Here is a 16,768-nt window from a genome sequence, read left to right on the forward strand (position 1 = left end):
GGCGTTAAGCGCTGACGCCCCAATGGAACACGCGGGAGGTCAGCAGCACGATCCCCAGCGAGACCGCCGCCACGACGACGAGCCCGATGACGGCCACCAGCAGCGGCCGCCATCCGGTCCGCGCGATCTGCCGGATGTCGGTGTTGAGTCCCACCCCGGCGAACGTCAGCAGGAACGCCCATTTCGAAACGTTGGCCAGGTTCGCGGTCTGGCCCTTGGTCAGCCAGCCCGCGGTCGCGATCGCCGAGACCGCCAGAAAGCCGAGCACGAATTTCGGGAATTTGTGCCAGACGAACTCGGCCTTGGCTTTGGCGCCGCGCGCGATCTCGTCGGCCTGGCCGCGCGCGGCCCAATACAGCGCGAAGCCCAGTACGACGAACCCGATCAGGGCGTTGCGGGTCGACTTGACCAGCACGGCGATCTTGCCGGCATGGTCGGAAAACAGGTAGCCGGTGGCGGTGGTTTCGGCGGTGTTGTCCACCGCCAGGCCTGCCCACAGCCCGAACTCGCGATCGGTCAGGCCGATCGCGTGTCCCAGCGGCGGCAGCACGAACAGCGCCACCGCCCCCAACGCCAGGATTGCCGCGATGGCGTAGCCGACGTCGGAGTTGCGCGCCCGGATCGCGCCCTTGGCGGCCACGATCGCCGACACCCCGCAGATCGACGTACCGATCGCCAGCAGCGAACCGAGCTTGCCGGATAACCCGAAGGCGCGCGCGGCGACGATGATGATGGTGCCCGCGACCGCCATGTCGACCAAGATCTGGAGCAGGCTCAGCCCGCCGAGTTTGGCGATGTCGCCGAGCACGAAACGCGCTCCCAGCACGACGATCCCGGCCTTGAGCCAAAACTCGTATGTCTGCACACCGGGCCGAAATATCCGGTGCAGGCCGACGGTGTTGGTGATGACAAGCCCAATCACGATGGCCCACAACACGTATTCGATATCGGGCACCCGCCAGTGTTCGTGTTTGGCCAGTGCGTTCCACCAAATCTGGGCGTATTTGCCGAGCAGCCCGACGGCAATCAGCAACAGCACGCCGGGTACGTAGTCCAGCGGCCGGCTGCTGGTGAAGGCCGGCTCGTCCAGCGTCGCTTCGCGCTCAAGTCCAGTGGTGCTCACGCGATCACCACGGAATCTTCGGCAGCGCGCCGGCCACCGCCAACGCGACGATCACCCCGGCGACCAGGGTCGCCCACCAGTCCACCGATATCGAGCCGACTCGCTCGCGCCAATCACCCACCCGCTCACATTTGCGTGCGCGGCGCCAGTGGCCAAGTGATTAGATCGTGGTGAATCTAGCTGGCGGGCGGGCGCGGGCTGCGTTCGTTGAGCAGATCGATGACCCGTGCGGCGAGGTCGTCGATGCCGGCGCTGGTGGTGTCGAGCAGCAGGTCCGGATTCTCCGGCGCTTCGTACGGGGCATCGACACCGGTCATGCCGGACAGCTGGCCGCTGCGGGCACGCGCGTAGAGGCCCTTGGGATCCCGCTTTTCGCACTCGGCCAGCGACGTGGCGACGTAGACCTCGATGAAGGGCAGCTTGGCGGCTTCGTTGAGGGCGCGGGCGATTTCGCGATCCGACTTCAGCGGTGACACCAGCGATGCCAGCGCGACGACACCCGCGTCGGCCAGCAGCCGAGTCAAATGCCCGACCCGCCTGATGTTTTCGGCGCGATCGCCGGGGGAAAAGCCCAGATCGTCGGACAGGCCGTGGCGCAGGTTGTCGCCGTCGAGCAGGTAGGCCACTCGCCCCGACTCCACGAGCGCGCGCTCGACGGCCACCGCGATGGTCGACTTGCCCGACGCGGGCAGGCCGGTGAACCAGATCGTCGCGCCCGGTTGTCCGGTGGCCTGCCAGCGGTAGCCGCGGTCCAGCGACGACGGATGCCAACGGATGTCGGTGCGCGGATGCGCGCCCGGCTTGACCTCCCGTGCCTCGACGATGGTGCCGGCGCCGACGGTGTCGTTGGTGGTCTCGTCGATCAGGATGAACGCGCCGCTGTCACGGTTGTCGGTGTAGCTGTCGGCGATGACGACCGAGCTGGTCCGCAGCGTGATGGTGCCGATGTCGTTGAGTGCCAGTTCAACCGGGCCGTCCAGCTCGTCGAGCGTCTCGGGGTCCAGCCTCGTGTGCAGCGCCTGCACGGTTGCCCGCACGGTCTTGGTGGTTTGTTTGAGGGCCAGCCGGTCGCCGGCGCGCAGCGGTGAGTCCACGAACCAGCACACGGTCGCATCGAGCTCGCGGGCCAGCACCGGCGGAACCGCATCCTCGGCACCGCTGACGAAGACGTCACCGCGGCCCACGTCGATGTCGTCGGCCAGCTCGATCGAAACCGACAGCGGGGCAACGGCAGTGGTGCGTTCGTCGTCGAGGGTGTCGACAGCGGTGACCGTCGAGCGGGTGCCGGCGGGCAGCGACACCACCGGGTCGCCGACGCTGAGCGTTCCCGCCGCGAGGCGCCCGGTATAGCGACGGCGCACGGCGGCGGTTGGTCGGGACACCCACTGCACGGGGAGGCGCAGCCGTGCCGGCTCGGCCTGCGGCGCGGCCAGTTCGATGCCCTCCAGGTACTCGAGTAGCGTGGGGCCGCCGTACCACGGGGTGCGGTCCGAGCGGTGCACGACGTTGTCCCCGTGCTTGGCGGCGATCGGGATGACGGTGATGTCCACGCCGCCGAGGCGTGCCGCCAACTGTCGTAGCTCGTCGTGGACCTCGGTGAACTTGCCCTGGTCGAAGTCGATGAGGTCGATCTTGTTCACGGTCGCGACAAAGTGCTTGATGCCCAACAGCTTTGCGATGCGGGCGTGCCTGCGGGTCTGGCGCAGCACTCCGGCGCGGGCATCGACGAGCAGGATGGCCACGTGGGCGTTGGAGGCGCCGGTGAACATGTTGCGGGTATAGCGCTCGTGGCCGGGGGTGTCGGCCAGGATGTAGCTGCGCGTGTCGGTGGCAAAGAAGCGGTACGCGACGTCGATCGTGATGCCCTGTTCGCGTTCGGCGCGCAGGCCGTCGGAGAGTGCGGCCAGATCCGCGATGCCATCGGTGTCGGTGACGGCTTCCAGGTGGTCCAGCGGCAGGCTGTCGGTGTCATGCAGGAGCCGCCCGATCAGGGTGCTCTTCCCGTCGTCCACGGAGCCCGCGGTGGCGATGCGCAGTAGCTGGCGGGTCACGGCCGTCATCAGAAGTAGCCCTCTCGCTTGCGGTCCTCCATCGCGGCCGCGGACGTGCGATCGTCGGCGCGGGTCTCGCCGCGCTCCGACACCGTCGCCGCGGCGATCTCGGCGATGACGCGGCGGATGTCGGTGGCCGTGGAGCGCACCGCCCCCGTGATCGTCAGGTCGCCGACGGTGCGGTAGCGCACCCATTCCACGGCGGAAGTTTCGCCGGGACGCGGTCCGGCGTACTGCGACACCGCGAGCAGAATCCCGTCGCGTTCGAACACCTCGCGCTCGTGGGCGTAGTAGATCGACGGCAGTTCCAGATTCTCGAGCTCGATGTAGCGCCACACGTCGAGCTCGGTCCAGTTGCTCAGGGGGAACACTCGCACCTGCTCGCCCTTTTTGATGCGGCCGTTGTACAGCGACCAGGGCTCCGGTCGCTGAGCGCGGGGATCCCACTGGCCGAACTCGTCGCGGAAGCTCAGGATCCGTTCCTTGGCGCGGGCCCGTTCCTCGTCGCGGCGCGCACCCCCGAAGGCCGCATCGAAGCCGCCGGCGTCCAGCGCGTCGAGCAGCGTGCGCGTCTGCGCCCGGTTGCGCGACGCCCCCGGTCCCGGGTCGGGCACGCGGCCGCTGTCGATGGATTCCTGCACCGAGGCGACGATCAGCTTGTGCCCATGGCCGGTGACCCTACGGTCCCGGAATTCGATCACCTCGTCGAAGTTGTGGCCGGTGTCGACGTGCATCACCGGGAACGGCAGCGGCAGCGGCCGGAACGCCTTTTCCGCCAGCCGCAGCAGCACGATCGAGTCCTTGCCGGCGGAAAACAGCAGGACGGGGCGCTCCAGCTCGGCGACGACCTCGCGGATGATGTGGACCGCTTCGGCCTCCAGCAGGCGCAGTTCGTCGACGCGCCGTGCCCCGTTCGTGCTGACCGCCATTGAGCAAGACTAACCGCACGGAAAAGCCGTGGAACACCGTGAATTACGTTCACGCTGACCATAATTCTTGTGCGGCGCTTGGACGGGCTCAGGCCGAGCGTTCCAGCACCCGGAGGCCCAACGAGAACAGTAGTCGCACATCGGGATCGGCCAGGGACGTCGACAATAGCTTCTCGATCCGCCGCACCCGATAGCGGACGGTGTTCGGATGAACTTGTAGCCACTGCGCGGCGGCGCCGATGTCGCCGAAACTGTCAAGGTATGCCCCCAGCGTCTCGGCGAGCACCGCATCCCGCGCGTGAAGGTCGCGTATCCGCGGATCGACCAGCCGCTCATCGGCGCCGATCATAGTGACGATCTCGTCGAGCAAAACGGTCGTGCGCGCCTCGGCCAGCGACGTCACCTGCCCGATCGAAATCGGGTGTCGCTCAGCGCTGTCGAGCACCCGGTCGACCTCGATGCGTGCCGCGGCGGCCTCCGCCAGGCTCGCGATCGGCGCGGCGATGGCCGCACGCAGCTCGACACCGAGCTCGGTGCGCAGTGCGCCGATGGTGCCGCGAACCCACGAGGTGACCGACCGCGTCGCCGCCGTCTGGGGCAGCAGCACGTAGATCCGTGAGCCGTTCGAAGCGATCTGGGCGTCACGCCGAAAAGCACTGGCGCTCAACGCTAAGACATCGGACAACCGCGCATGGCGGGGCTCGGCGTCCACGGTGTCCCAGCCGATCACCGCCGCGTTCCCGTGCGTGGCGAGGCCGAGTTCGGCCGCGACGGCAGCCACGTCGGTCGGTTCGGTGTCGGTCAAGCCCAAAACCTGCTGCACCCGTCGCGCATGCGTCGACGGCCGGGCCAGCAGCCGCGACATGATCCTGGCGGCCAGCACCGCCGCGCCGCGCAGCATCTCGTCGGCGTCGTCGGCCAGGGGTTGCGATCCCTGCTGCACCCAGATCGTGCCGGCGAACGCCGGCGGCCTGCGCGCTCCGGGTTGATGGATTCCGATGGCCAGCCGCGGCCGCAGACCCAGCTCCGGGCGCTCGGCGACGTGCACCACCTCGTCACCGGATCGCAGCGCATCGAAGATGCCCCACTGGCCGATCCACTCCAAATGCTCGGGCGGACCGGCGCGCCCCAGGATCGAAAGGCGGCGCAGCTCGTCGGCTTCCTCGTTGGAGGCCGAATAGGCGAGCACGTGCGACTGGGCGTCTTCGATGCTGACCATGCCGTGGATGCGGTCGGCGAGCGACTGGGCCAAGCCGAAGAGGTCGGTGCCCGAGTCGTCCACCGGATCGCCGCGGCCGCCGTGATGTTCCAGGACGTGATTGACCAACTGGTAGAGCCGTTCCCACCGCGCTCGCGGCTCCACGGCAACCACCGCCGACCCGGCCTCGACCGCCTTGGTCACCAGCGCGTCCGACGGCTCCTTGACGAAGATCGCCACCGGCGCCCGCTCGCGCGCCTGACTCTCGACCCACCGCAGCGCCTCGTCGTCGGTCACTCCCAGCAGGAAGAACACGTCGGCCGATCCCGCCGCGGCCGCCAGGCCCAGTCGCACATCGTCGGAATCGATGAGCGCCGTCGAGCCCACCGGAAGGTCCAGGCCGCGCGGCGCGTCCACCAGGCTGACCAGGGTCGCGTCCAGCGCCAGCAGCAGCTGACCCAGCCCGACGCCAGGAACCCGCATGTTGTCCGATTCTACTACATAGACGGGATAATCTTGTCTGATCGGCCAACAGAACGCCAGGCCGCGCCGAGGATCCTGGCAACATGGACGCGATCACTCAGGTGCCACTGCCGGCCAACGAGCCGGTCCACGACTACGCCCCGCAATCCCCAGAACGCACCCGCCTCCGTGCCGAATTGGCCGCTCTGGCCGACCACCCGATCGACCTCCCGCATGTCATCGGCGGCAAACACCGCATGGGCGACGGCGAGCGCATCGACGTCGTCCAGCCGCACCGGCACGCCGCGACGCTGGGCACCCTCACCAACGCCGTGCACGCCGATGCGACCGCCGCCATCGAAGCCGCGACCGCGGCGAAATCCGATTGGGCGGCAATGCCGTTCGACGAGCGTGCCGCGATATTCCTGCGCGCCGCCGACCTGCTGGCGGGGCCGTGGCGAGAGAAAATCGCCGCTGCGACGATGCTCGGCCAGTCCAAGTCGGTCTATCAGGCCGAGATCGACGCGCCCTGCGAGCTGATCGACTTCTGGCGCTTCAACGTGGCGTTCGCCCGCCAGATCCTCGCCCAGCAGCCGGTGAGCGGACCCGGGGAGTGGAACCGCAGCGACTACCGCCCGCTCGACGGCTTCGTCTACGCGATCACGCCGTTCAACTTCACCTCGATTGCGGGCAACCTCCCGACGGCGCCGGCGCTGATGGGCAACACCGTGGTGTGGAAGCCGTCGATCACCCAGACCCTGTCGGCATATCTGCTCATGCAGCTGCTCGAGGCCGCCGGGTTGCCGCCCGGGGTGATCAACATGGTCGCCGGCGACGGCTTCGCGGTTTCCGATGTGGCACTGGCGGATCGGCGGCTGGCCGGCATCCACTTCACCGGATCGACGGCCACCTTCCAGCGGCTGTGGTACCACGTCGGCACCCATATCGGTCACTATCACAGCTATCCGCGCTTGGTCGGCGAGACCGGCGGCAAGGACTTCGTGGTCGCACACGCCTCGGCGCAGCCGGATGTGTTGCGCACGGCGTTGATTCGCGGAGCCTTCGACTATCAGGGCCAGAAATGCTCGGCCGCGTCACGGGCCTTCATTGCCCATTCGGTGTGGCAGCGGATGGGGGACGACTTCCTGGGCGAGACGGCCGCGCTGCGCTACGGCGACATTACCGACCTGACCAACTACGGCGGCGCGCTCATCGACCGGCGCGCCTTCCTCAAGAACGTCGACGCCATCGAGCGAGCCAAGGGCGCGCCGGCCATCACCATCGCGGTCGGCGGCGAATACGACGACAGCGCCGGATATTTCGTGCGGCCAACCGTGCTGTTGTCCGACGACCCGACCGACGAATCATTCGCGACCGAGTACTTCGGCCCGCTGTTGTCGGTGCACGTGTATCCCGACGAGCAGTACGAACGAATCCTTGAGGTCATCGACACCGGATCTCGTTACGCGTTGACGGGCGCGGTCATCGCCGACGACCGCGGGGCCGTGTTGAGAGCGCAGGACCGGCTGCGGTTCGCCGCCGGAAACTTCTACGTCAACGACAAGCCGACGGGCGCCGTCGTAGGGCGCCAGCCGTTCGGCGGGTCGCGAGGCTCGGGCACCAACGATAAAGCGGGATCGATGCTGAACATGTTGCGGTGGACCTCGGCGCGCACCATCAAGGAGACGTTCGTCCCGGCGACGTGGCACACCTACCCGCACATGGGGCCCGACTGATGGCCGGGGTTTTCGCGCATACCGTGCGACCTACCCTGCTCGCGGCCAGCCGGGCCGATGGCTTGCGTCGCGCGGTCGAACGGTCCGCAATCACCCGCAAAGTGGTTCGCCGTTTCGTTCCCGGCGATACGCTGGAAGACGTCCTGGATATCGTTGGTGCACTGCGGGATTCCGGTCGCTACGTCAGCGTCGACTATCTGGGCGAAAACGTCACTGACGCCGAAGACGCCGCGGCGACCGTGCGGGAATACCTCCGGCTGCTCGAGGCGCTGGGCCGGCGCGCCGATACCTCGAGCGGTCGGGTGCGGCCGCTCGAGGTATCGCTGAAGCTGTCGGCGCTTGGGCAGGCGCTGGATCGCGACGGGGACAAGATTGCGCTGGAGAACGCCCGGATCATCTGCGAGCGCGCCGAGCGCGTGGGGGTCTGGGTCACCGTCGACGCCGAAGACCACACCACCACAGATTCGACGTTGTCGATCTCGGGCGATTTGCGGGTCGACTTCGGGTGGCTGGGCACGGTTTTGCAGGCCTACCTGCATCGCACGCTCGGCGATTGCGCGGACTTGGCCGCCGCCGGCGCGCGAATTCGATTGTGCAAGGGCGCCTACGACGAACCGGCGTCGGTGGCGTATCGCGCCGTCGGCGACATCGCCGAGTCCTACCTGGCGTGCCTGCGGGTGCTGATGGCCGGAAAGGGCTACCCCATGGTGGCCTCGCACGATCCGGCGATCATCGGCGCGGTTCCCGCCTTGGCCCGCGAAACCGGCCGTGGGGCCGGTGATTTCGAATACCAGATGCTGTACGGCATCCGTGACGGAGAGCAGAGACGGCTCGCCGATGACGGCAACCAGGTCCGCGTGTACGTGCCGTTCGGCGCGCAATGGTACGGATACTTCATGCGGCGCCTGGCCGAGCGACCGGCCAACCTGACGTTCTTCCTGCGGGCGCTGGCCCATCGCGGTCGTTGAGTGTGCGCCCAGGCATGCGTGTGTGCGCTAAGGCCGCCGTGGTCGCACACTCGACGGAGAGTCTCTAACCGCGCCGCGGGCGCCCACGTTCGCTTGCGAACCCGCGCACCACGTGCGCTCGCACGAACTGCGCCACCACGTCGGGGTCGTCCATGTCCAGTGTCGACGAAGGCGTGCTGAACAGCGAAAAGAGTATGCGCGCAAACCATTCACCCGCGGCCTCGACGTCGAGGTCCTTGCGCACCTCGCCGGTGAGCTTCGCGGCGGAGAGATACGGGGCAAAAAATTCGACGCATTCGCGCAGCAGCACCGCGGCGTCCTTGGTGAGGAGGAGGCTGATCGCCTCTTCGTCGAAGTACTCCTCGGATGCGATCGCCCGCCGCGCCTGGGTCACGAACACCGCGGCATGGCTGAGCTTTTCCTCCAGTGAGTCGCCTCGGTCCATGGCCTTGGACATCTCGCGATAGAACTGCTCGGACGCATGCTCGGCGCACGCCTCGAGGACCGCGCCCTTGTCGCTGAAGTACTCGTAGACGGTGCTGCGGGATACGTTCGCCGCCTTGGCAATATCGACAATTGTCGTTTTTTGCAGACCGTGTTTGCGAAAGCATCCATAGGCGGACTCGATAATGAGTTCGCGGGTATCGGTCGGGTGCGTCATCCGGCCGGCGCGAGGATCAGCCCGCTGGTGGGCACCCCGGTTCCCGACGTGACCAGCACGTGTTCGACGTTGTCGACCTGGTTGTGTGAAGTGCCGCGCACCTGCCGTACCCCCTCCGTGATGCCGTTCATGCCGTGGATGTAGGCCTCCCCGAGCAGCCCGCCGTTGGTGTTGATCGGCAGCTCGCCCCCGAGCGACAACCTTTCAATCGTGGCGAAGTCCTTGGCTTCGCCGCGGCCGCAGAAGCCGAGTTCTTCGAGCTGAGTGAACACGAACGGCGTGAAATGGTCGTAGATGAAAGCGGTTTGGATGTCTTGGGGTTTCAGGCCCGAATCGCGCCACAGTTGCCTCGCCACCACCCCCATCTCGGGCAGCCCGGTGATGTCCTCGCGGTAGTAACTAGTCATCATCTCGCCGTTGTAGGCCGCGCCCTGGGCGGCCGCGGTGATGATCGCCGGCGGCTGCCGAAGATCACGCGCGCGTTCGGCGCTGGTGACCACCAGCGCGACACCGCCGTCACTTTCCTGGCAGCAATCAAGCAGCCGCAGCACGGGTTCGACGATCCAGCGCGAGTTCTGATGGTCTTCCAACGTGATCGGGCGCTCGTAGAACCATGCGTCGGGATTGCGGGCCGCGTGCGCGCGGTCGACGACGGCGATGCGACCGAAGTCCTCGTTGGTCACCCCGAAGGTCGACATGTAGCGCTGTGCGTGCAGCGCGACCCAGGCCGCGGGGGTGAGTAACCCGAACGGCGCGTAATGCGCCATGAACAATGGGGTTTCCGCGCTGGTGCGTCCGCTGCCGCCGAACCGGAAGCCGGAACGTTCGTTGAACGCGCGCCAGCACACCACCACGTCGGCGACGCCGGTGGCGACGGCCATCGCGGCGTGCACCACGGTGCCGGATGCGGCTCCGCCGCCGTGATGGACGCGGCTGAAGAAGCTCAGGTCTCCGATGCCCACGTTGCGTGCGATGTCGATCTCGTCGGTGGCGTCCATGGTGAAGGTGACCATGCCGTCGACGTCGGCCGGCGCCAAGCCAGCGTCGTCCAAGGCGGAACTGACTGCCTCGCAGGCCAATTGCAGCTCGCTACGCCCGGACTCCTTGGAGAACTCGGTCTGCCCGATCCCCGCGATCGCGCAGCTGCCGGGCAGCGAGCGACTCATCGGCCGACCGCGTCGAGCAGGCTGAGCACCGCGGTCCCGGAGACATGATCGCCGAGGCTGTTGGACGCCTTGAAGGCCACCTCGACGAAGTTCTCACCGCCTGACCCCTCGGTCTTCGACGTCACGGTGCCGGTGAAGCGCAGCGGATCGTCGGGGAAGCATGGCACGCCGAGGCGGATCGACAGGTTCTTGACCATCGCCTCGGGACCGGCCCAATCGGTGAGAAAACGCACGCAGTATCCGTTGCTGGTCAAGATGTTCATGAACAGGTTTGGTGAGCCCTGCTCGTTGGCGAAATCGCGGTCGTGATGCACTGGCATGAAGTCGCGCGAGGCGATCGCGCCCGCGACGATCATCGTTGTGGTGATCGGGATCTCGAGGGCGGTCACCTCGTCGCCGACTTCGATGTCGGCCCACCGCAGGGTCTCGGTTCGGTCTTTGGCGGTCGTCATCGGCGTCCTTCCGAATCGGCGGGCCGGAACTGGTGCAGCACAACGTCTCCGTCAGCCCCGTCGAAGGTCTGGTAGTAGACCTCGACCGGCGTGCCGACCGCGACATCGGCCGGGTCGATGCCGCACAGGTTCGAAACCAGCCGCACCCCCTCGTCGAGCTCCACCAGCGCGACGATGTAGGGATAGTCGAAGAAGGGGAACCGGGGTTCGTGCGGCATCACGTAGCTGTAGACGGTGCCGCGGCCCGACGATTCGACCGCTTCCCAGTCCAGGGAACGGCATTGGGGACACATTGGGCGGGGCGGATGGCGCAGCGCCCCGCATCCGGCACAGCGCTGAATCAGGAGCTTGTGTTCGCGTAGCCCGTTCCAGTAGAACTCGGTGTCCGGGCTGACGGCCGGCGCCAACCGGGGCGCCATCAGCGTTCCGGCCTGAATCGCAGCACGCGGAATCGCTGCCGCCCCAGCACCTCGCCGTGCTGATCGGTGTAGGTGATCACCCAGGTCAGGAAGTAGCCGGTTCCCAAAGCCGTCTTCTTCAAGTCCGACACGTCCTCGAAAACCGATGTCGCGCTGATGATGTCGCCCAGCCGCGGATACCGTTCGATCTCGAATTCCGAGTTGGTCGCCACCGTGCTGGTGTATCCGGCCTCGTCGAGGAACGCGGTGGGATTGCCCTCGATCTCGACCGGCGCGCCTCCACGCTCTCTGATCCCTTCCAGTTTCGGCGACGGCATGATCCAGGTTTGCAGCATGACTGGAGGCGACACGATGCCGCCGAACCGCGACGACGCCGCGAACTCAGCATCGAGATACACCGGGTTCATGTCGTCGAGCGCGTGAGCCCAATGCCGGATCATCGGCTGATTGACCGGATCCGGTGCGACCGAAGGCCTTCCGGCCCCGCCCGTGCTCTGGCCGACGAGCGCCCGCAGCTTGTCACGAACCTGGCTTTCTGAATCCGTCACTCGGTCTCCAATCTATGACCCCTGGCACATCTCCCTCAACCGACCCGCGGGTTGCGATCGGACACATTGCCCTGATGTGTCGTGCCGTTGTGTCTACCCTGGGCCCACTACGCCTGTCAATACACCGGCAACGCGGTGAAATAGCCCAGGATTTGCCATATTCGTGATTGACGCGCCGAGGGCGCGGGTGAACACTGGCTCTCGAGATGACCGACGTTCGGGTGAGGAAGCGCATGACCGAGCTACAAACTCCGCGTCCCCTTGTCGACACCTACCAGCTCTTCATCGACGGCAGATGGGTCGAGCCCGAAGGCGGTCGCTACGAGGACATCGACCCCGCCACGGAAAACACCATCGCCACGGCGCCCGACGCGAGCGTCGCGCAGGTCGGCGAGGCGATCACGGCTGCCAGGCGGGCCTTCGACGATGGGCCCTGGGGGCGGACGGGTCCCGCAGAGCGCGCCGGCTGCCTCAATCAGCTCGGCGAGGCACTGATGAAGCACGCCGACGAGTTCTTCACGCTCTCCCAGTCCGAGTGGGGCTGCGTCGCCAACGAGCGCGTCATGCAGATCGACGGCGCCGGATACATGTCCATGCACGCGGCCCAGCTTGCCACGCAGTTGACCGACGAGCCGGTTACCGGCATCGGCGCCGGAACGACGTTGCTGCGTCGTGAGCCGCTCGGCGTCGTATCGATTCTGACGCCGTGGAACTTCCCGCACTGCCTGAATGTCATGAAGGTGAATAACGCTCTGGCGGCGGGCAATACCGTCGTCCTCAAGCCCTCCCCGCTGACGCCGCTGGCGGGGCTTGCGCTCGCCCGCATCATCGAGGAGGAGACCGACATCCCGGCGGGCGTGGTCAATGTCGTGACCCCGTCGGGCCTGGAGGCCGCGCGGCTGCTCACCACCGATCCGCGCATCGACATGATCAGCTTCACCGGCAGCTCGGCCGTCGGCTGCGAGGTGATGCGCGCCGCGGGTGACGCCATGAAGCGGCTGCTGCTGGAGTGCGGCGGGAAGTCGGCGAGCATCGTCCTCGACGACGCGCAAGTGACGGATGACATGCTGCGGCAGATGCTGTTCGACAGTTGCTCGCTGCACGCCGGGCAGGCCTGCATCCTGCACAGCCGGCTGCTGCTTCCGGACTCGCTGCACGACGACGTCGTCGACCGGCTCGTTGCGCTGGCTCGTGACGTGAAGGTCGGCGACCCGAAAGACCCCGCGGTGCAGATGGGTCCGCTGATCAGCGCGGCGCAGCTGCAGCGCGTGCAGGCACACGTCGACGGGGCGATCCACGACGGAGCGAAGCTGGTAACCGGCGGCGGCCGCCCGCCCGGCCTGGATGTCGGCTTTTATTTCGAACCGACGATTCTCACCGACGTCGACGCCGATTCGACGATCGCCCAGGAGGAAGTGTTCGGCCCCGTGTTGTCGGTGCTGCGCTACCGCGACGACGACGACGCGGTCGCGATCGCCAACAACTCGCGCTACGGGCTGTCCGGCGCCGTATGGGGCTCCGACGTCGACCGGGCCGTCGGCGTGGCCCGCCGCATCCGGACAGGCCAGGTCGCGGTCAACGGCGTCGGGCCGGGCGACGCCCCGTTCGGCGGCTTCAAACTCAGCGGGTTCGGTCGGGAAAGCGGCGGAGTCAGCGGAATCCACCAGTACATGGAGGTAAAGGCCATCGGGGTCCCCGCCTGAATCACCGTGTTGCGGAAGAGGACACGGCGACCAGCTGACCGTTGGGATCGCGGAAGAGCATCGAGCGTCTGCCCCATGGTTGGTCCGTGGGCGGCATCACCCAGCTCACCCCCAGGGCGTCGATACGCGAATATTCGGCGTCGACGTCGTCGGCGGTGAAATCGAGAATGATTTCCCCTTCCCGGGGCGCCAGGCCCGGCGGGTACGCGATGTGCGGGCCGCGGTCCTCGGTGAAGCCGGCTTTGGAGAACCCGACCGAGGACGGACCCGCGGGCACTTCGAGGTAGTGCTCGTTCAGCGGCACCGAAACGCCCAGCAGCGCGGCGTAGAAACCCGCTATCGGTTCGATCGCCGACGACACAAATCGCAGTTGTGCCAGGGCCAGCCGCGGGCCGTCGGGTCGAGTCATCACGCACCCGCCGGAACGTCGAGATCGGTTTGCGCATAGTTGAGGAAGTACGCGGTGAACACGGTCAAGCCCAGATAGGCGAAGGCCTCCGTCAGTTGTTCGGCGTTCCAGCCGGCCTCGATCGCGCTGGCCCACGTGGTGTCGCTGACCTTCCCGGAGTTGGCGGTCGCCTCCCGGACGAGTCCGACGATCGCATCCACCTTGTCGTCCCCGGTCGCGGTTCCCGCGCGCAGGGACCCGATCTGCTCGTCGGTCCACCCCGCGAGTTTGGCAAGCCGGCCGGTGATCGCGGCGACGTAGTCGTTCCCGACGGCGCTGCCCGCCGCGAGCATCAATGCGGCCGACAGCTGGGGACCGAGGGTGCCATGCTCGGCCGTCGCCGCCCGCAGCGACGTGTACGCGACGAGCACCGCCGGCGAGTGCGCCATTTGGCCGTGCAGGTTCAGCGGCCGTCCAGTCGGAGAGAACTGGATGACGCTCTCGAGTAAGCCACGGCTGGCCTGCGGGGCATCGTCGACGGTGTGGGTGGGGATCCTGCTCATGGTTCTCACTTCTCTCGGACTCGATGGTTTCGGTGTCTGGAAGGACGGCGCAGCGGCTTGAAACGTGACTGGAATGTGAGAGCGCGCGGGTGTCACATTCGGCCGGGCTATCGCGTCCTTAACTTCATGAATGCCCAGCACGACCAGGTGAGCGACGCGTGGCGGGCCCATCGCGCCTATCTGGTGGATCTCGCCTTTCGGATGCTGGGCGACGTCGGAGCAGCCGAAGACGTGGTGCAGGAGGCCTTCTTCCGGCTGCTGCAGGCCCCTGACATCAACGACGAGCGGGGTTGGCTGATCGTGGTGACCAGCCGACTGTGCCTGGACCACATGAAATCGGCCACGTCGCGGCGCGAACGCGCGCAGGACATGGCCGAGCCCCGCTATGGCGAGCGCGCTTCGTCGTCCATCGATCCGGCCGACCGGGTGACCCTCGATGACGAGGTCCGGCTGGCCCTGCTGATCATGCTCGAACGCCTCAGCCCCGCCGAGCGGGTGGTGTTCGTTCTGCACGACATCTTCCAAGTGCCCTACGACGCCATCGCCGCGACGGTCGGCAGCCGCGCGCCCACCTGCCGGCAGCTGGCGCATCGGGCCCGGCGCAAGATCAACGACGCCCGCCCCGGCCGCCCGGCCGGGGACGTGGAGCCGGCCCAGCATCACGTCGTCACCCGAGCCTTCATCGAAGCGTGTTCCACCGGAGATCTGGACGCCCTGCTCGAGGTATTGGACCCGAACGTCTCGGGTGAGATCGACGCGCGCCGAGGCGCTGTCGTCGTCGGCGCCGAGCAAGTCGGCGGGAACATCCTGCGGTTCTGGGGCCGGCCCGACACCGTCCTGGTGGCCCAGCCGGTGTGCGGCCAGCCCGCGGTTCTGGCGTTCGTCAAGCGCAGACTCGTCGGCGTGCTGGCCCTGACGATCGGGGACGGCAAGATCACGAAAATTCATGTGCTGGTGCAGCATTCAACGCTGGGCCCGCTGCGCGCCGAACTCGGCGGCGCGCGCTAGGCGTCACATTCGCGTGAGCTGCGTCGTCCTTTAGAGCCATGACTACACAATCGTCGTTCGTTCCGGTGGGGCCGTCGCTTTTCGTCAGGCTGGTCCTTCGGCCGTTGTCCAGACTGCTCAACCCACTCGTCGGCGCGCTGGCCGGACGGCGTTTCGTCCCGGTGATCGCCCGGGTTCATCACGTGGGCCGGCGGTCCGGCAAGCCATACGTGACATCAACTGGTGCCCACGTCACCGGCGACACCATCGTGATCCCGCTGTCGTTCGGCAACCAGTCCGACTGGGCGCGCAACGTTCGAGCGGCCGGGCAGTGCGATGTGCAGCTGGGTGGGCGTCTTTATCACGCGACGCAACCGCGATTCGTCGACGCGCAGGACGCCAAACCCGTTGTCAGACAGTCATTCAACGCCGTCAACCGAGCCAGCTTCAGACTGTTCGGTATCAGGCAGTACCTGCTTCTCCACACCGCCAATTGAGAGGAACGCCATGAAAACGCTTGCCACACTTGACCGGCCAAGCTGGCTGCCGCCGTCGTCTTGGCCCTGGCCGACGTACACGCTGCGCCACGGCAGGGGCCGCATCGCGGTCACCGACATCGGGGCAGGACCGACCCTGCTCTTCGTGCACGTTGGCAGCTGGAGCTTCGTCTGGCGCGATGTATTGCTGCGCCTGCAGAACAATTTTCGATGCGTCACGGTGGACGCGCCCGGCAGCGGCCTGAGCGACCGGCAGTCGAACCCGCCGACGCTCGCCCAAGCCGGCGACGCCGTCACCGCGGTCATCGACGCGCTGCAATTGCGCGACGTCACCCTGGTCGCCCACGACCTGGGCGGCCCGGCCGGATTCCTGGCCGCGGCGCGCCGCCCCGATCGCGTCGCGGCATTGGCGGCCGTCAACTGCTTCGCGTGGCGCCCGACCGGCCCGGCATTCCGGGGCATGCTCGCGTTGATGGGCAGCGCCCCGGTCCGCGAACTCGACGCCGCCACCAACGTGCTGTCCCGCGTGACGTCGACGAGCTTCGGGGTCGGACGGCACCTGACCCGCCGCGACCGTGCGGTCTTTCGGGCAGGGATCGACGCGCCGGCGCGTCGGGCCTGGCACGGCTACTTCCGCGACGCGCGCCGCGCCGACGACCTCTACGCCGAGGTCGGCGACGCGTTGCGGGGAGGGCTGGCCGACCGGCCGCTGCTGACCATCTTCGGCCAGCTCAACGATCCGCTGCGGTTCCAGCCGCGGTGGAAGGCGTTGTTTCCCGCGGTACGCCAACTGAAAGTTCGCCGCGGCAACCACTTTCCGATGTGCGACGACCCGGACCTGGTGGCCGGGGCGCTCAAGACGTTTGTGCGGCAGTCCGTGAGCCTTTCGTAAACGGGTCGTCACATGCAAAGCTGCT

The 16,768-nt window shown here is 67.3% G+C and carries 17 protein-coding genes; 6 read left to right on the forward strand and 11 right to left on the reverse strand.

What is annotated here, in order from left to right; translation table 11 throughout:
• Nucleotides 1-4: 4 nt before the first annotated feature.
• The 4 genes from A5744_RS01300 to A5744_RS01315 all read right to left on the reverse strand — a co-directional run bounded on the left by A5744_RS01300 (nt 5) and on the right by A5744_RS01315 (nt 5,784).
• Nucleotides 5-1,123, reverse strand: coding sequence for a YeiH family protein (locus tag A5744_RS01300; protein ID WP_076057796.1), 1,119 nt, complete (start codon nt 1,121-1,123; stop codon nt 5-7).
• A gap of 176 nt (nt 1,124-1,299) precedes the next feature.
• Nucleotides 1,300-3,183 carry an adenylyl-sulfate kinase gene (gene cysC / locus A5744_RS01305; RefSeq protein ID WP_076057797.1) on the reverse strand — a complete coding sequence of 628 codons (1,884 nt, stop codon included), beginning with the start codon at nt 3,181-3,183 and terminating at the stop codon, nt 1,300-1,302.
• Nucleotides 3,183-4,103, reverse strand: coding sequence for a sulfate adenylyltransferase subunit CysD (gene cysD, locus A5744_RS01310; RefSeq protein ID WP_076057798.1), 921 nt, complete (start codon nt 4,101-4,103; stop codon nt 3,183-3,185). Before cysD ends, cysC begins: the two co-directional genes overlap by 1 nt.
• A gap of 88 nt (nt 4,104-4,191) precedes the next feature.
• The gene (locus A5744_RS01315) at nt 4,192-5,784 is read right to left on the reverse strand and encodes a helix-turn-helix domain-containing protein (protein WP_076057799.1); all 1,593 of its coding nucleotides are present in this window, start codon (nt 5,782-5,784) and stop codon (nt 4,192-4,194) included.
• Nucleotides 5,785-5,867: 83 nt separating this feature from the next.
• Between A5744_RS01315 and pruA the strand changes: the two genes are divergently transcribed.
• A complete protein-coding gene (pruA, locus tag A5744_RS01320; protein WP_076057800.1) occupies nt 5,868-7,499 on the forward strand; it encodes an L-glutamate gamma-semialdehyde dehydrogenase in 1,632 nt (543 codons plus the stop codon).
• Nucleotides 7,499-8,467, forward strand: coding sequence for a proline dehydrogenase (locus A5744_RS01325; RefSeq protein WP_076057801.1), 969 nt, complete (start codon nt 7,499-7,501; stop codon nt 8,465-8,467). Before pruA ends, A5744_RS01325 begins: the two co-directional genes overlap by 1 nt.
• Before the next feature lie 64 nt (nt 8,468-8,531).
• Here the strand turns inward: A5744_RS01325 and A5744_RS01330 are convergent, their stop codons facing one another.
• From A5744_RS01330 to A5744_RS01350, 5 genes are read right to left on the reverse strand one after another with little or no spacing between them, the layout of a single operon-like run.
• Nucleotides 8,532-9,128, reverse strand: coding sequence for a TetR/AcrR family transcriptional regulator (locus A5744_RS01330; RefSeq protein WP_076057802.1), 597 nt, complete (start codon nt 9,126-9,128; stop codon nt 8,532-8,534).
• Entirely contained in the window at nt 9,125-10,294 is a 1,170-nt protein-coding gene (locus A5744_RS01335) for a lipid-transfer protein (RefSeq protein ID WP_076057803.1), read from the reverse strand. Before A5744_RS01335 ends, A5744_RS01330 begins: the two co-directional genes overlap by 4 nt.
• Nucleotides 10,291-10,746, reverse strand: a complete 456-nt coding sequence (locus tag A5744_RS01340; RefSeq protein ID WP_076057804.1) for a MaoC family dehydratase — start codon at nt 10,744-10,746, stop codon at nt 10,291-10,293. The genes A5744_RS01335 and A5744_RS01340 overlap by 4 nt, the downstream gene beginning before the upstream one ends.
• Nucleotides 10,743-11,165 carry a Zn-ribbon domain-containing OB-fold protein gene (locus tag A5744_RS01345; protein ID WP_076057805.1) on the reverse strand — a complete coding sequence of 141 codons (423 nt, stop codon included), beginning with the start codon at nt 11,163-11,165 and terminating at the stop codon, nt 10,743-10,745. Before A5744_RS01345 ends, A5744_RS01340 begins: the two co-directional genes overlap by 4 nt.
• Entirely contained in the window at nt 11,165-11,713 is a 549-nt protein-coding gene (locus A5744_RS01350) for a MaoC family dehydratase N-terminal domain-containing protein (protein ID WP_076057806.1), read from the reverse strand. Before A5744_RS01350 ends, A5744_RS01345 begins: the two co-directional genes overlap by 1 nt.
• A 233-nt stretch (nt 11,714-11,946) precedes the next feature.
• On the opposite strand from A5744_RS01350, the gene A5744_RS01355 reads away from it, so the two are divergent.
• Complete coding sequence (locus A5744_RS01355) at nt 11,947-13,416, forward strand: aldehyde dehydrogenase family protein (protein ID WP_076057824.1); 1,470 nt, start codon at nt 11,947-11,949, stop codon at nt 13,414-13,416.
• A 1-nt stretch (nt 13,417) separates the two neighbouring features.
• On the opposite strand, the gene A5744_RS01360 is transcribed toward A5744_RS01355, so the two are convergent.
• Nucleotides 13,418-13,825, reverse strand: coding sequence for a VOC family protein (locus A5744_RS01360; RefSeq protein ID WP_076057807.1), 408 nt, complete (start codon nt 13,823-13,825; stop codon nt 13,418-13,420).
• Nucleotides 13,825-14,367, reverse strand: coding sequence for a hypothetical protein (locus A5744_RS01365; RefSeq protein WP_076057808.1), 543 nt, complete (start codon nt 14,365-14,367; stop codon nt 13,825-13,827). The genes A5744_RS01360 and A5744_RS01365 overlap by 1 nt, the downstream gene beginning before the upstream one ends.
• A gap of 126 nt (nt 14,368-14,493) precedes the next feature.
• Here A5744_RS01365 and sigI point away from each other — a divergent pair, with 126 nt between their 5' ends.
• The 3 genes from sigI to A5744_RS01380 are packed head-to-tail and all read left to right on the forward strand — an operon-like array spanning nt 14,494 to nt 16,743.
• Complete coding sequence (sigI, locus tag A5744_RS01370; RefSeq protein ID WP_076057809.1) at nt 14,494-15,375, forward strand: RNA polymerase sigma factor SigI; 882 nt, start codon at nt 14,494-14,496, stop codon at nt 15,373-15,375.
• 38 nt (nt 15,376-15,413) lie between these two features.
• Entirely contained in the window at nt 15,414-15,851 is a 438-nt protein-coding gene (locus A5744_RS01375; RefSeq protein WP_076057810.1) for a nitroreductase family deazaflavin-dependent oxidoreductase, read from the forward strand.
• A 10-nt stretch (nt 15,852-15,861) separates the two neighbouring features.
• On the forward strand, nt 15,862-16,743 hold the full coding sequence (locus A5744_RS01380; RefSeq protein WP_076057811.1) for an alpha/beta fold hydrolase: 882 nt from the start codon (nt 15,862-15,864) through the stop codon (nt 16,741-16,743).
• Nucleotides 16,744-16,768: the final 25 nt, after the last annotated feature.

The sequence above is a fragment of the Mycobacterium sp. IS-1264 genome, assembly GCF_001954195.1.
Taxonomy (GTDB): Bacteria; Actinomycetota; Actinomycetes; order Mycobacteriales; family Mycobacteriaceae; genus Mycobacterium.